The following is a 14,479-nucleotide window of genomic DNA, read 5'->3' as shown; positions in this document are numbered from 1 at the left end:
CATGGCGAAGCGATTTTGAAAACCAGCCGTTCGCCCCGAGCGTAGCGGAGCGAAGTCGAAGGGGTGCGTAGCCAGACCGCCGCCCTGCGAGCGGCCAGCTCTGCTCCCATCGGGCGTACCCTGTCCGGGGGGCGCAGGAACCCGGTCCGATGAGGTGAGGCCCACCCTACGCGACGTGTTCGATCACCCGCTCGAACGGCGGCAGCGCGCGCAGCATGCCCGCGCCGTAGCGCTTGGTCACCACGCGCCGGTCCAGCAGCACGATGCGTCCGCGATCGGTCTCGCTGCGGATCAGGCGGCCGCAGTACTGCGTGAGCAGCCGCGTGGCCTCCGGAATGCTGACCTCGAGGAACGGGTTGCGCCCGCGTGATTCGAGCCATTCGGCATAGGTTGCGCCCACCGGATCGGTCGGCACCGCGAACGGCAGCTGCGTGATCACCACCGTCTCGCACAGCTTGCCGGGCAGGTCCAGGCCCTCGCCGAAGGAGGCCAGGCCGAACAGCGTGCTGCCCTTGCCCGCCTCGATGTCGGCGATGTGTTCGGCGATCAACTGCGCCTTGCCCAGCGAACCCTGCGCGCGCACCTTGCGCACCTTGTCGATCGGCAGGCGCTGCAGCACGCGGTCGAGCTTGGCGCGCGAGGTGAACAGCACCAGGTTGCCGGCACTCCAGTCCAGCGACCCGGCCAGCCAGTCGCAGATCGCCTGCGCGTGCGCTTCGCGTGCCTCGGGCAGCGCGTCGATCGCCGGCACCTCCAGACGCGCCTGCCGGCCCAGGTCGAACGGCGAGGGCAGGCTCAGCGTGACGGCCTCGTTCGGCAGTCCGACCGCATCGGCGTAACCGCGGAAGTTGCCGCCCGCGCTCAAGGTGGCCGAGGTCAGCACCACGCCGCTGGCGTTGCCCCACAGCACGTGGCGCAGCAAGCCGCCGGCGGAGACGGAGGAGGCGTGGCAGACCAGCTGCTGGTCGCCGGCCAGGGTCACCCAGCGCGCCAGCGGCGGCGCGTTGTCGGCGTCCTCGCCGGCCCAGGCGCGCCAGGTGCGTTCCTGCCGGTCGAGTCGCTCCAGCGCCATGCCCAGCTCGCGCGAGAGCGCCTCCTGGGTCGGGCCGCCGTCGGTCATTTCCACCACCGCGCGGCGTACGGCGGTGAGCCAGCGCTGGATCTCGGCGGTCTGCAGGTGCAGTGCCTGCGCCTGCATCACCCAGTCCTCCGGCAACTGGCCGAGCGAGCCGCGGTAGATCGGCTCCTTCTCGCCCGGATCGGGCAGCCAGGCCAGGCGGATCGCCTTTTCCAGCTCTTCCAGCCCGTCGCTCAGTTCCTGCAGTCTGGCATCGCCCGCATCGAGGGCGAGCTTGCCCAGCGATTCCTTGTCGGTCAGCGAGTAGGCCGCGTGGACCTGGCGCGCCAGGCGGCTCAACTGGCGCACGCTGGCGCCCAGGTAGACCTCGGCGGCGCCGCGGTCGATCGCCTTGGCCGGCACGTGGTGCGCCTCGTCGAACACGTACACCGTCTCGGCCGGCTTGGGCAGGATCACGCCGCCCCAACCCTCGTCCTCGCCGGGCATGGTCAGGTCGGCCAGCACCAGGTCCTGGTTGGCCACGATCAGTTCGGCATCGGCCACGGCGCGGCGCGCGGCGAAGAACGGGCAATTCATGAAATGGACGCACTTGCGCCCGGTGCAGCCGCCCGCGCTGGTGGTGAGCATCGGCCGCAGCAGGTCGCCGACCGGCTCGGGCGCGGCGTCCATGTCGCCGTTCCACTCGCTGCGCTCGAACGCGCCGGCCAGCTTGGCCAGCGCCTGCTTGTCGCGTTCGGCCGGCGGCCGGGACCACAACGCCAAATCCGCGTCGAAACCCAGGCCGAGCTGGCTGGCCTCCGCACCCATGCTCTGGCGCGCCATCGCCAGGTTGCGCGGGCACAGGTAGCGGCCGCGGCCCTTGGCCAGCGCCACCTTGACCTCGTGCCCGGAAAGCTTCAGGTACAGCGGGATGTCGCGCTCGACCAGCTGTTCCTGCAGCGCCACCGTGGCGGTGGCGATCAGCAGTTTTTTCTTCTGTGCGCGGGCCACCTCCATGCCGGCGATCAGGTAGGCCATCGACTTGCCGGTGCCGGTGGGGGCCTCGATCGCGGCCGCGCCGCCTTCGCTGGCCAGCGCCTTGGCCACTTCGGCGATCATCCGCCCCTGCGCGGCGCGGGGGCGGAAGCCGGGCAGGCCTTCCTTCAGGCGCGCGTAGGCGGCGCGGATCGCGTCCTTGGTGGCATCGGTGAGCATCGTGCGATTCTAGCCCGGGGGGAAGGCTGCCGCCGGCTGCTTGCGCGGCGTGCACGCGGCTAAAGATAGGTTCGTTCCGGTCGATCTTGTGGTAAGCATCAGGCTGGCGGGAAGGGGGAAACGGCAATTCCATGAAACGGCGCTGTTGCCATGCGTGGGCGCATGGCCGGATCGCTTGCCACGGCAAGCGGTCGGGTCGACACGGAGCGCGCGCATGAACCTGCCCCGCGCCACGCCCCTGCAGCCGTTCCGGCACGATCAGGCCGCCTGGCTGGCCCGGCTGGTCGATGCGGCCACGCCGGCCGGCGTCGCCGCGGTGATCGCCGCGTTCGCCCAGTCGCTTGCCGGCTGCCGCGACGCCGCGGTGGTCTGGTCCAGCAGTGGCCGGCCATGGGCCTACAGCGGAAGCGACCGGGCGCCGGACCCGGAGCGCATCGATCGCGCCCAGGATCTGCTGGCCGGCACCGCGTACGACGTGGCCCGGGAAGGCTGCCAGCTGGTGGTGCGGCTGGTGCCGCCCGATCACGCGATGCTGCTGCTGGAACTGGAATGCGAGCAGCGCAGCGAGCCGCTGCAGGCGCAGCTCGAACCGTTCCTGGCGATGGCCGCGCCGCATCTGCAGCGCGTGCTGAAGCTGACCGAGCTGGAGAATTCGCACACCCAGCTGGTGCGTTCCGAGGCGCTGCAGCGGGCGCTGTTCGCCATCGCCGACCTGTCCGGTTCCGAGCTGGACATGACGGACATGCTCAAGCGCATCCACGACATCATCTGCACGCTGATGTACGCGGAGAACTTCTTCCTCGTGCGCCGCGATCTGCAGCGGGACACGATCCGTTTCCTCTACTACGCCGACGCCAAGGACACCGACGCCCCCGATACCAGCGAAGACCTGCCGCTGGAGAGCCTGCGCAACTCGCTCACCTGGCACCTGCTGACCGGCGGCAAGGCACTGCGCGGCAGCCACGAGCAGCTGCGCGAGCAGGTCAGCGGCACCTTCGCCCCCTCCGGCCCCGACAGCGTGGACTGGCTCGGCGTACCGATGCTGCGCGATGGCCAGGCGCATGGCGCGCTGGTGGTGCAGAGCTACCAGCCGGGCATCGGTTTTTCCGACGACGATCGCGCGCTGCTCGAGTTCGTCGGCAACCACGTGCTCACCGCGCTGGAGCGCAAGCAGAGCAAGGACGAGCTGGAGGAACGCGTGCTTCTGCGCACGCGGGAACTGGCCGCCGCCAACCGCGGGCTGCAGCAGGAAGTGCTCGAGCGCCAGCGCGCCGAACGCCTGCAGGCCACGCTGTTCCATCTTGCGCAGCTGGCTACCGCCGACATCGACGAAAGCGAGTTCTACCAGCGCACGCACGCGGTGGTCGGCGAGCTGATCAACGCGGAGAACTTCTTCATCGCGCTGATCTCGGACGATCGCAAGAACCTGGTGTTTCCCTATTACGTCGACGCCGGCGTGCGCAAGGCGCAGGAGCGTCCGCTGGGGCGCGGCCTGAGCGAGTACGTGTTGCGCGCCGGGCAACCGCTGCTGGCCTTCCTCGAGGACACCGTGGCGCTGGCCGGGCAGGGCGAGATCGACCTGGTGCGCGTGGGCCGCCCGGCGGTGTGCTGGCTGGGCGTGCCGCTGCGGGTCGACGAGGAGGTGATCGGCCTGGTCACCGTGCAGAGCTACACACCCTCCGTCGACTACGACCAGGCCGACCAGGAGCTGCTCACCTTCGCCGCCCTGCAGATCGCCAACAGCATCCATCGCCGCCGTGCCGCCGCCTCGCTGCAGCGCGCCTACGCGGAACTCGAGCTGCGCGTGGCCGAGCGCACCTCCGAGCTGCGCCAGGAGATCGCCGAGCGCGAGCGCGTGCAGCACCAGCTTCGCCACGAGGTGATGCATGACGCGCTCACCGGCCTGCCCAACCGCGGTTTCCTGCGCGACCGGCTCGAACGCGTGCTGGGCATCCTGCAGCGCGAGCCGGGCCGGCGCTGCGCGCTGCTGTACCTGGACGTGGACCGCTTCAAGGTCATCAACGACAGCCTCGGCCACCTGGCCGGCGATGCCTTCCTGCAGGAGATCGCCCGCCGCCTGCACGGCTGCGTGCGCGAGCCGGACGTGGTGGCGCGGCTGTCCGGCGACGAGTTCGCGATCCTGCTGGAGGACGTGGAGATCCCCGCCGCCGCGGTAGCGGTGGCCCAGCGCGTGCTCGACGTGCTGAGCGTGCCGATGCAGGTTGCCGGGCGCGAACTGGCGCCTTCGGCCAGCATGGGCATCGCCATCGGCGACAGCACCTACGCCACCGCCGACGAGGTGCTGCGTGATGCGGATATCGCGCTGTACCGCGCCAAGGAGCAGGGCCGCAATCGTTACGAGATGTTCGACGAGACCCTGGCCAAGAACGTCATCGACGTGCTGACCATGGAAGGCGAGCTGCGCCAGGCGCTGCAGCGCGACGAGTTCGAGCCCTACCTGCAGCCGTTCTGCCGGCTCGGGGACGGCGCGGTGGTCGGTTACGAGGCGCTGCTGCGCTGGAACCACCCGGAACTGGGCGTGCTCGGGCCGGCCGATTTCCTGAAGGTGGCGCAGGACAGCGGGCACATCGAAACGATCGACTGGCGGCTGTTCGAACGCGGCTGCGAGCGCTTCCTGCAACTGGCGGACGAAGACACCTTCCTGACCTTCAACGTCTCGGCGCTGCACCTGCGCCACGGCGACTTCGACACGCGCCTGGTGCAGCTGCTGGAGCGCACCGGGCTGCCGCCGTGGCGGCTGATCGTGGAGGTCACCGAAGGGTCGCTGCTGGACAACCCCGAGCAAGTACGCGCCATGCTCGAGCGGCTGCGCGCGATCGGCGTGGGCGCCGCGCTGGACGATTTCGGCACCGGCTATTCCTCGCTGAGCTACCTGCACTCGCTGCCGCTGCGCATGCTCAAGATCGACCGCGCGTTCGTGCACGCGTTGGGCGAGGACGAACACACCACCGCCATCACCGTGGTCGCCGCGATCCTGGCGCTGGCCCGCGCGCTGGGCATCCAGGTGATCGCCGAGGGCATCGAGACGCCGGCGCAGCGGCAGGCATTGCTGAACATGGGCTGCGAGCTGGGCCAGGGCTACCTGCTCGGGCGCCCGGCGCCGATCGGGAAGTGGTTGGCACGCGAGCACGACGCGGAGTGAAGCCCCGGGCGTAGCGGGATGTCGCGCTCCGCCCGTACCCTCTCCCGCCCTCGACGGGCGCCCTCTCCCGGGGGGAGAGGAAACCGCTATGCGACGCCCGTGATATCCCGCGCCACCGCCTCTGCCACGCGGATGCCATCGACCGCGGCCGACAGGATGCCGCCGGCATACCCAGCCCCTTCGCCGGCCGGAAACAGCCCGCGCGTGTTGAGGCTCTGGTAGTCGCCCTCGTTGCGCCGCACCCGCACCGGCGAGGACGTACGCGTCTCCACTCCGGTCAGCAACGCATCGTGCATGGCGAACCCGCGGATCTGCCGGTCGAACAGCGGCAGCGCCTCGCGGATGGCGCCGATGGCGTAGCCGGGCAGGGCCGTGGCCAGGTCGGTCAGATGCACGCCCGGCTTGTACGAAGGCAACACCTCGCCCAGCGTCTGCGAGGGCCGTCCGGCCAGGAAATCGCCCACGCGCTGCGCTGGGGCGCTGTAGTTGCCGCCGCCCATGGCGAACGCATGCGACTCCCAATGCCGCTGCAACGCGATGCCGGCCAGCGGACCGTCGCCGTAGGGCGCGAAATCCTCCGGCACGATGCCGCAGACGAGCGCGGCGTTGGCGTTGCGCTCGTTGCGCGAATACTGGCTCATGCCGTTGGTCACCACACGCCCCGGCTCGGAGGTGGCAGCCACCACGGTGCCGCCGGGGCACATGCAGAAGCTGTACACCGAACGACCGCTCTGGCCGGCCTTGTTGCCGTGGTGGACCAGCTTGTAGTCGGCCGCGCCGAGGATCGGATGGCCCGCCTGCGGGCCGAACCGCGCACGGTCGATCACCGATTGCGGGTGCTCGACGCGGAAGCCGATCGAGAACGGCTTGGCTTCCAGGTACACCCCGCGCGCGTGCAACATCTCGAAGGTGTCGCGCGCGCTGTGGCCGACCGCCAGCACGACGTGGTCCGTGCGCAACTCGCCGCCGCCGGCCAGCCGCACACCGCGCACGTGGCGCGCGCCGGCCGTGTCGGTGTCGACCAGCAGGTCTTCCACGCGCTGGCTGAAGCGGATCTCGCCGCCCAGCGACTCGATCGTCGCGCGCATGGTCTCCACCATTGTCACCAGCCGGAAGGTGCCGATGTGCGGCTTGCTGACGTAGAGGATCTCCTCCGGCGCGCCGGCCTTGACGAACTCGGTCAGCACCTTGCGGCCGTGGTGGTGCGGGTCGGAGATCTGGCTGTGCAGCTTGCCGTCGGAAAAGGTGCCCGCGCCACCCTCGCCGAACTGCACGTTCGACTCCGGATGCAGTTCGCGCTTGCGCCACAGGTCCCAGGTATCTTTGGTGCGCTCGCGCACGGCCTTGCCGCGATCGAGCACGATCGGCCGGAAGCCCATCTCGGCCAGGATCAGCGCGGCAAAGATGCCGCACGGGCCGAAGCCGACCACCACCGGGCGATGCGCCAGCTGCTCCGGCGCCCGCGCGACCGGGTGATAGCTCGTGTCCGGCGTCGGCTGCACGTGGTGGTCATCGGCGAAGCGCGCCAGTAACGCGGCCTCGTCGGCCACGTCCACGTCCAGCGTGTAGATCAGCGCGATCGCGCCGCGCTTGCGCGCGTCGTAGCCGCGGCGGAACACGCTGTAGTCATGCAGCGATGCGGCCGGCAGCTTCAAGCGCGCGAGGATCGCTGACGCCAGCGCCTCGGGCGGGTGGTCGAGCGGCAGCTTGAGGTCGGTCAGTCGCAGCATGGGCTCGCAGGACGTTGGCTGGCACGGGCATGACGCCCGGCTGCGTATTGTCCTTGCGGCGACGGCGCCGGGACAAGGTGCAAGGGGGCGGACCCGCAACACGCCTCCGTAGGGTGGGCTTCAGCCCACCGGCCTCGTGGCGGGAAGCGGTGGGCTGAAGCCCACCCTACGACTGCCCCGGCGCAGTGACGCGTTGCGCCACTTACGCGGCGAGGATGGTCAGGAATTGCTCGCCGGTGGCCTGCGGGTGCAGCAACACCACGCGCGAGCCGTACTTGCGCGCGGCGGGCGTGCACAACTGGCCGTCCTCGGTGACGACCGCCATGGGCGTGGGCTGGCTGGGCTCGCGCCGGCGCCGGTAGACCAGCCCGTGTTGCGGGCCGCCGGCGATGATGCATTCGTAGAAGCTGTCCATGGATCTGCTCGATGGGTTGGAACTCGCGCAGGGACAAGCAGGGCGCGCGCCATCGGGCGACGTCGAATGTGCGGCCGGTCACGCTTCGCGACGTGCCGGAAAACCGGCGCATCGCTTGCGTTCAGCCAGGCGCGACGGCGGGCCGTCGCGCCCGCTTCGTTTACTGCTGGGCGCCGGCCACGAAGTCGGTCTTGCCCAGCTCCGCGCCGGCCTCGCGCAGGATCACGTAGGTGGTCGTGCAGTGGAAATACAGGTTCGGGATCAGGAAGGTGAACAGGTAATCCTGGCCGCTGAAATCCAGCTCGCCGTTGCGCATCTTCAGATGGATCGCCCGCGCCTCGCTGCCGTCGATCTGGCCGGAGTCGAAACCCTGGATGTACTCGATCACGCGGTGGATGCGCGCATGCAGCTGTTCCAGCGTGGTCTCGTTGTCCTCGAACGAGGCCGGCTCCACGCCGGCCAGCCGGGCGGTGCCACGCGCAGCCATGTCGCAGGCGATCTGCACCTGCTTGGCCAGCGGCAGCATGTCCGGGATCAGGCGGGTGCCCAGCAGCACCTCGTCAGTGACGCCCTTGGCCTTGGCGTGCGCCTCGCCCTTGCGCAGCACGTGCGCCAGGTTGGACAGCGCGCGTACGAACACGGGAACGGAAGCCTGGTACATGGAAAGCGACATGGAAAACTCCAGCGTCAGTGGGAAGGATCCTGGGGCAGCGGCGCGGGCGAGCCGGCCGGTTCGGCCAGTGGCACGGTACGCGCGGTGACCCGCGCCGCGATCACCGCGCCGATGGCCAGCATCACTGCCGACAACACGAAGGCCAGCCCCGGCAGGTGCACCGGCGAGGCGGGCGCGATCGAGAAGGCGAACACCTGCGCAAACAGGTACGGGCCGAAGATGCCGGCGAAACTGCCCAGGCTGGTGATCGCGCCCTGCAGGCGGCCCTGCTCGGACGGATCGACCTGGTGGGTCATGATCGCCTGGATCGGCGGCCCGGACAGGCTCCACAGCGCCATCAGCGGGATGCCGGCGAGAAACACCCAGCCCTGGCCGGCCACGCCCATCAGCAGAAAGGCGCCGACGCCGCAGAGCAACCCGGCCAGCAGCACCCGCCGCTCGCCGAAGCGTGGCGTCAGCCGGCCGGTGAGGAAGGCCTGCACCGAGCCGTCGCAGGCGCCCACCAGCATCAGCACGAAGCCGACCGCCTGCGGGCCCCAGCCGTAGCGGTAGTCGGCGTACAGCACGAAGGTGGTCTGCAGCACGTAGTGCGCGAGATAGACCAGGAACATCACCACGCCCAGGCCGAGCACCTGCGGGTAGCGCCGTAGCAGCTTGAGCGAACCCAGCGGATGCGCGCTGTGCAGTTCGAAGCGCGGCGTGCGGCGTTCCTTCGGCAGCGACTCGGGCAGGATGAAAAAGCCGTACAGGAAGTTGCACAGCGCCAGCGCGCCGGCCACCCAGAACGGCAGTCGCAGCGAGATGTCGCCGAGGAATCCGCCCAATCCCGGCCCGACGATGAAGCCCAGCCCGAACGCGCCGCCCAGCACGCCATAGGCCGCGGCGCGCTTCTCCTTCGGCGTGATGTCGGCGATGTAGGCGTTGGCGGTGGTGAAGCTCGCCGCGGTCATGCCGAGCAGCGCCCGACTGACGAACAGCAGCCACAGCGTGGGCGCCAGCGCCAGCACCACGAAGTCGAGCGCCAGGCCGAGGTTGGAGATCAGGATCACCGGCCGCCGCCCGAACCGGTCCGACAGCGCGCCCTGCACCGGCGAGAACGCGAACTGCACTACCGCGAACACGGTGGAGAACACGCCCACCCACCAGGCGGCCTCCGCGATGCCGCCGCCGGCCAGCTGCTCGATCAGGTGCGGCAGCACGGGTATGACGATGCCGAATGCCAGCATGTCCAGCAGCACCGTGACGAAGATGAAGGCCACCGCCGCGCGGCGGCGGCTGTCGCTCAGTTCGGTGTGGGTCGGGTCCATGCGCGGGCCGGGGCGGACGAAGCGCGCACGATAGCGCATCGATGCGCGGCCATTGCTGCACCCCGCGCAACGTCCCATGTCCCCGCGCGCCGCAATGCAGTCGTAGGGTGGGCTTCAGCCCACCATTGGGCACGGTGGGCTGAAGCCCACCCTACGTTTCAGCGGGGCGGTTGCGCGAGTTCGCGCGCGTCGAGATAGCCGTCGCGGTCCCGGTCCATGCGCCGGAACTGCGCCCGCACGTCGGTCTGGAACGCGACCAGCGTACGCGGCGTGCGGCGCGGCCCGGCAGGCAGCTCGGCCGCATCGAGCACGCCATCGCCGTTGGCGTCCATGCGCAGGAAACCGGTGCTCAGGTAGTCGACGTACTCCTGCACGCCGATGCGCCCGTCGCCGTCATGGTCGAACAAGGTCAGGTAGGCCGACGTCGTGGCCGGGTAATCGGCCGCCTCGGCGGCGGTGCCGAGCAGGGCGAGTGAAAGAAGCAGGCAACGCATCGGCGCATTGGAGCACAGCCGCGGCCCGGTCAGGCCGGACACGCCGCGCCGGCTACCCGGTTGCGACCGGCGCGCTTGGCCTCGTACAGCGCGCGGTCGGCGCGGCGCACCAGCGCGTCGGCGTTGGCATCGGTGCCTTCGCGCGCCGCCACGCCGATCGACACGGTAATGGCCTGCGCCAGTCCGTCGAACTCCAGCGGCAACGAAGCGACGTGCGCGCGCAGGTCTTCGGCCAGGGCGGCCGCCGCCGCCAGGCCGGTATGCGGCAGCAGCACCAGGAACTCCTCGCCGCCGATCCGGCCGAGCAGGTCGCCCGGCCGCAGCCGTGTGCCCAGGCAGCGGGCCAGCGCCGCCAGCACGCGGTCGCCACCGGCGTGGCCGTGCCGGTCGTTGATCGCCTTGAAGTGATCCGCGTCGAGCATCAGCACGGCCAGCCCGTGCGGGTCATCGAACCGTTGCCGCGCCGCCTCGTCCAGTCCGAGCCGGTTGAGCGTGCCGGTGAGCGGGTCGGTGCGCGCGAGCCGGCGCAGGTCGGCCTGCGCGAACTCGTTGTACATCAGCAGGAAGGCGATGCTGGCGACCACCGGCTCGATCGCGCTGTAGAGCATGTTGACCACGTTGCCGGGCGTGGGCACCAGGTGGCCCGGCTGCAGCGCGGCGTCGCCGTGCAGCTCGTGCAGGCGCAGGTACCACGCCACGGCGGCCGCCACCAGCACCAGCAGCATCACCCGTTGCGCGATGGAACCGCCCGCCCGCAGCGCATGGCGCAACGGCCAGGCCAGCAGCGCCGAATAGGCGGCCACCATCAGCGCGGCCAGGTCCACCCGCATGCGGTAGTCCGGCTGCACCACGCCAAACCAGACGATGCCCAGCCAGATCACCACACCGATTGCCAGCAGCCACCGGCGGCGCTGGGGCACGCCCAGCAGCAGGCGCAGCGCGCGCGTGGTCTCGGCATAGGAGGCGATCAACACGCCATTGGCCAGCACGATCGACAGCCAGTCGCTGACCTGGCCGCGCAGCGCGGCCAGGATCCAGCCCAGCGCCTGCAACAGCAGCACCACGCCCCAGATGCGCAGGCTGGTGCGCGCGACGCCGGTGTAGGCGCGCGTGGCGACCAGCAGCAGCGGCGCGAGCAGTAGCGCCTGCAGGGCGCCGAGCAGGGCCAGGGTGGCAAGGTCCAGATGCAAAGCGGTGATCGGACGGCGCGCCGGGGTGGCGACGCGCCTTAATCGGCCGCCCGCGGAAAAACTTCAGCGCGCGCCGTGGATGCCTATGAACTGCAGGAATTCGGCGCGGGTGCGGGCGTCGTCGCGGAAGGCGCCCAGCATCTGGCTGGTCACCATCGACACGCCGCGCTTGTGCACGCCGCGGGTCGTCATGCACTCGTGGCTGGCGTCGATCACCACCGCCACGCCGGCCGGGCGCAGGTGTTCCTGGATGCAATGAGCGATTTGCGCGGTGAGCTTCTCCTGCACCTGGAAGCGGCGTGCGTAGCCATCGACCACGCGGGCGAGCTTGCTGATGCCGACCACGCGGTTGGTCGGCAGGTAGCCCACGTGCGCGCGGCCGATGATCGGCGCCATGTGGTGCTCGCAGTGGCTTTCGAACTCGATGTCGCGCAACACCACCATCTCGTCGTAGCCCTCGACCTCCTTGAAGGTGCGCTTGAGGAACTCGGCCGGGTCGTCGGCGTAGCCGGAAAACCAGTCGCGGTAGGCCTTGGTCACGCGGCGCGGCGTGTCCAGCAGGCCTTCGCGCGAAGGGTCCTCGCCGGCCCAGCGCAGCAGCGTGCGCACGGCCTCCTCGGCCTGGGCCTGGGTGACGTCGTTGGGGGTGCCGGGGTCGCTCATGCGGGTGCCTTTGGGCCAGGGGAGTGGCTTGCCACCGGAGTGGCGTTCGCAGCAATCCAGTGTAGCGGCGCTGTCAAGCCGGCGGCCGGAGGGGTGTGCAAAGCGCCGGGCGCAGGACGAACGTAATGTTGACAGTACACAATGTCATGTGTAGCTTACATTCCGAATCTGGAGCGATGCCATGAAACGATCCCTGCGCTACGCCGTGCTGGTCCCGCTGTCGGTGCTCGCGTTCTATGTGTTGTTCGTGCTGCCGGACGTGGACCTGGGCTGGCCGGGTGGGCTGGCCGTGCTGGTCGGCGCCTGGGTGGTCTGGTACCTGCTGTGGGCGACCTGGCAAAGCCCGGCGGCGAATGCCGGCGAGGCGGTGGCCGCCATCTCGCCCGGCGAGCAGCGCGCGTGGATCGGACTGATGTTCACTCTGGCGATCCTGCTCTATTTCGGGCTGCGCGCCCCGCAGATGGTTGCCGCGGATGGCGGCCGGGCGCCGGAGGCGGGCGCGATCGGCGGGCACATCGCGATGCTGGTGATCGCCTGGCTGGTGGTGATGCAGGTGCTGCGCCAGCGCTGGCGCGACAAGGTGCAGGCGGACGAGCGCGACCGCGCCATCCAGGCGCGTGCCACCGAGTGGGCGCGCAGCGGGCTGGCCATCTTCGTCATCGCGCTGGCGGTGACGTTCGCTTTTTCGCCGGTCGACCGGCTGGCCTGGGCAAAGCCGATGACCCTCTCCAACCTGTTGATGGCCGGGCTGATCGGCTCGTGCCTGCTCGAGTACCTGGTGACCGGGCTCGCGTACTGGCGCGACCGGCATTGAGCGCGACCGGCACCCCGATCACCAACGCCATCCGCCGGCTGCGTTTCGAGCACGGCGAGATGACCCAGCAGGCGCTGGCCGATGCCTGCGGCATCACCCGGCAGACGGTGATCGCGCTGGAGGGCGGCAAGTACGCGCCGTCGCTGGAACTGGCCTTCCGCATCGCGCGCACGTTCGGCGCGGGGCTGGAGGATGTGTTCCAGTGGAAGGAATGACAAATTCCGGCCTGCCGGGTACCGGTCTGTTTCCAGGTTGTCTGTAGGGGCCCACAAGTGGGCTCCTACAAGGGGGCGGCGGGCCTGGCTAGACGGTGTCTTCCTCGACGTCGTCGCTCACTTCCGCCGCCACGCCCAGCAACTCCTCCGTGACGTCGCCCGAGAGCGTCTCCACGCCCCGCAGCTTGCGTTCGATCGCACGCGTGCGCACACCGGTCGCGTCGATGTGCTTGCCGGCTTCGTCCAGCTTCTTCTTGACCTTGTCCAGCACGTCGCCGAACTTGCCGAACTCGGTCTTCACCGCGCCCAGGATGCTCCACACCTCCGAACTGCGCTTGGCGATGGCCAGCGTGCGGAAGCCCATCTGCAGGCTGTTGAGCAGGGCGCTGAGCGTGGTCGGCCCGGCCACCACCACGCGGTGCTCGCGCTGCAGCAGCTCGAACAGGCCGGGGCGGCGGATCACCTCGGCGTACAGGCCTTCGGTGGGCAGGAACAACACGGCGAAATCGGTGGTGTGCGGCACCGACACGTATTTGCTCTTGATCCGCTTGGCTTCCTCGCGCACGCGCAGTTCCAGCGCCCGCCCGGCCACCATCGCGGCCTCAGCGTCAGCCAGTTCCTGCGCTTCGAGCAGGCGCTGGTAATCCTCCACCGGAAATTTCGCGTCGATCGGCAGGTACAACTGCTCGGCATCACCCTGGCCGGGCATGCGGATGGCGAATTCGACGCGCTCGTTGCTGCCGGGCACGGTGATCACGTTGGACTCGTACTGCTCGGCCGTGAGCAACTGCTCGAGCAACGCCGCCAGCTGCACCTCGCCCAGGATGCCGCGGCTCTTGACGTTGGTGAGCACGCGCTTGAGGTCGCCCACGCCGCTGGCCAGGCTCTGCATCTCGCCGAGACCGCGCTGCACCGCCTCGAGCCGCTCGGACACCAGCTGGAAGGACTGGCCCAGGCGCGTCTCCAGCGTGCTCTGCAGCTTCTCGTCGACGGTGGCGCGCATCTGCTCCAGCTTGGCCGCGTTGTCCTGCTGGATCGCGCCGAGCTTGGCCTCCAGCGTGGCGCGCACCTCGCCCATCCGTTTTTCGTTGTCGGCGGTGAGCGCGGCCAGGCGTTGCTGCTGTTGCTCGCTGACGCGGTTGAGCGTGAGGGTGACTTCCTCGCGGCTCTTGCGGGCGTCGTCAGTCAGCCGCTGGGCCAGCGCCTGCAGGCCGGCATCGGTGCGCGCGGTGAGGCCGTCCAGGCGCTGGCCGAAGCCGTCGATGCGCTCGGCCTGCTGGCGCGACATGCCGCCGAGCTGCTCGGCGACGTGGTTGCGGAAGCGGTCGAAGCCCTGCTGCAGCTCCTCGCGGCCGGCGCGCTGTTCCTCGCGCAGTGCGCGCTGCAAACGTTCGCCGTCGTCCTTGATCGCATCCAGGCGAACGGTCAGGCCGCTGTCGGCGCGGCCGCGGCGCAGCAGCACCAACTGCAGCGCGAGGATGGCCACGGCGGCCAGAAGCAGGAGAACAAGGATGACGTCGGCAAAAGGCATGGCGGGTTCCGG

At 69.9% G+C, this 14,479-nt stretch carries 12 protein-coding genes; 3 read left to right on the top strand and 9 right to left on the bottom strand.

Annotated features, from left to right (window positions below; translation table 11 throughout):
* Positions 1 to 166: 166 nt before the first annotated feature.
* Positions 167 to 2,272, bottom strand: coding sequence for an ATP-dependent DNA helicase DinG (dinG, locus tag OSC30_RS12180; protein ID WP_267172121.1), 2,106 nt, complete (start codon positions 2,270 to 2,272; stop codon positions 167 to 169).
* Between the two features lie 214 nt (positions 2,273 to 2,486).
* Here dinG and OSC30_RS12175 point away from each other — a divergent pair, with 214 nt between their 5' ends.
* Positions 2,487 to 5,435: a bifunctional diguanylate cyclase/phosphodiesterase gene (locus tag OSC30_RS12175; protein WP_267172120.1), complete on the top strand. Its 2,949-nt coding sequence runs from the start codon at positions 2,487 to 2,489 to the stop codon at positions 5,433 to 5,435.
* 86 nt (positions 5,436 to 5,521) lie between these two features.
* On the opposite strand, the gene OSC30_RS12170 is transcribed toward OSC30_RS12175, so the two are convergent.
* The 7 genes from OSC30_RS12170 to folE form a co-directional block, all read right to left on the bottom strand.
* Positions 5,522 to 7,165 carry an NAD(P)/FAD-dependent oxidoreductase gene (locus OSC30_RS12170; protein ID WP_267172119.1) on the bottom strand — a complete coding sequence of 548 codons (1,644 nt, stop codon included), beginning with the start codon at positions 7,163 to 7,165 and terminating at the stop codon, positions 5,522 to 5,524.
* 202 nt (positions 7,166 to 7,367) lie between these two features.
* Positions 7,368 to 7,580 (bottom strand): hypothetical protein, encoded by a 213-nt coding sequence (locus tag OSC30_RS12165; RefSeq protein WP_267172118.1) that lies wholly within the window; start codon positions 7,578 to 7,580, stop codon positions 7,368 to 7,370.
* A gap of 160 nt (positions 7,581 to 7,740) precedes the next feature.
* A complete protein-coding gene (locus OSC30_RS12160; RefSeq protein ID WP_267172117.1) occupies positions 7,741 to 8,253 on the bottom strand; it encodes a DUF1993 domain-containing protein in 513 nt (170 codons plus the stop codon).
* A 14-nt stretch (positions 8,254 to 8,267) separates the two neighbouring features.
* On the bottom strand, positions 8,268 to 9,560 hold the full coding sequence (locus OSC30_RS12155) for a TCR/Tet family MFS transporter (protein WP_267172116.1): 1,293 nt from the start codon (positions 9,558 to 9,560) through the stop codon (positions 8,268 to 8,270).
* Positions 9,561 to 9,718: 158 nt separating this feature from the next.
* The gene (locus OSC30_RS12150; RefSeq protein WP_267172115.1) at positions 9,719 to 10,096 is read right to left on the bottom strand and encodes an EF-hand domain-containing protein; all 378 of its coding nucleotides are present in this window, start codon (positions 10,094 to 10,096) and stop codon (positions 9,719 to 9,721) included.
* Positions 10,084 to 11,244 (bottom strand): GGDEF domain-containing protein, encoded by a 1,161-nt coding sequence (locus OSC30_RS12145; protein ID WP_267172114.1) that lies wholly within the window; start codon positions 11,242 to 11,244, stop codon positions 10,084 to 10,086. Before OSC30_RS12145 ends, OSC30_RS12150 begins: the two co-directional genes overlap by 13 nt.
* A 63-nt stretch (positions 11,245 to 11,307) precedes the next feature.
* A complete protein-coding gene (gene folE / locus OSC30_RS12140) occupies positions 11,308 to 11,907 on the bottom strand; it encodes a GTP cyclohydrolase I FolE (RefSeq protein WP_267172113.1) in 600 nt (199 codons plus the stop codon).
* A gap of 181 nt (positions 11,908 to 12,088) precedes the next feature.
* Here folE and OSC30_RS12135 point away from each other — a divergent pair, with 181 nt between their 5' ends.
* Positions 12,089 to 12,721 (top strand): hypothetical protein, encoded by a 633-nt coding sequence (locus tag OSC30_RS12135; RefSeq protein WP_267172112.1) that lies wholly within the window; start codon positions 12,089 to 12,091, stop codon positions 12,719 to 12,721.
* Complete coding sequence (locus OSC30_RS12130) at positions 12,718 to 12,936, top strand: helix-turn-helix transcriptional regulator (protein WP_425474751.1); 219 nt, start codon at positions 12,718 to 12,720, stop codon at positions 12,934 to 12,936. The genes OSC30_RS12135 and OSC30_RS12130 overlap by 4 nt, the downstream gene beginning before the upstream one ends.
* An 88-nt stretch (positions 12,937 to 13,024) precedes the next feature.
* Here the strand turns inward: OSC30_RS12130 and OSC30_RS12125 are convergent, their stop codons facing one another.
* The gene (locus OSC30_RS12125; RefSeq protein WP_267172111.1) at positions 13,025 to 14,467 is read right to left on the bottom strand and encodes a DNA recombination protein RmuC; all 1,443 of its coding nucleotides are present in this window, start codon (positions 14,465 to 14,467) and stop codon (positions 13,025 to 13,027) included.
* Positions 14,468 to 14,479 lie beyond the last annotated feature (12 nt).

This window comes from Frateuria hangzhouensis (assembly GCF_026410505.1).
Lineage (GTDB): Bacteria > Pseudomonadota > Gammaproteobacteria > Xanthomonadales > Rhodanobacteraceae > Frateuria_A > Frateuria_A hangzhouensis.
The sequence above is the reverse complement of the archived record's forward strand: the minus strand, read 5'-3'. Positions and strand labels throughout refer to the sequence as shown.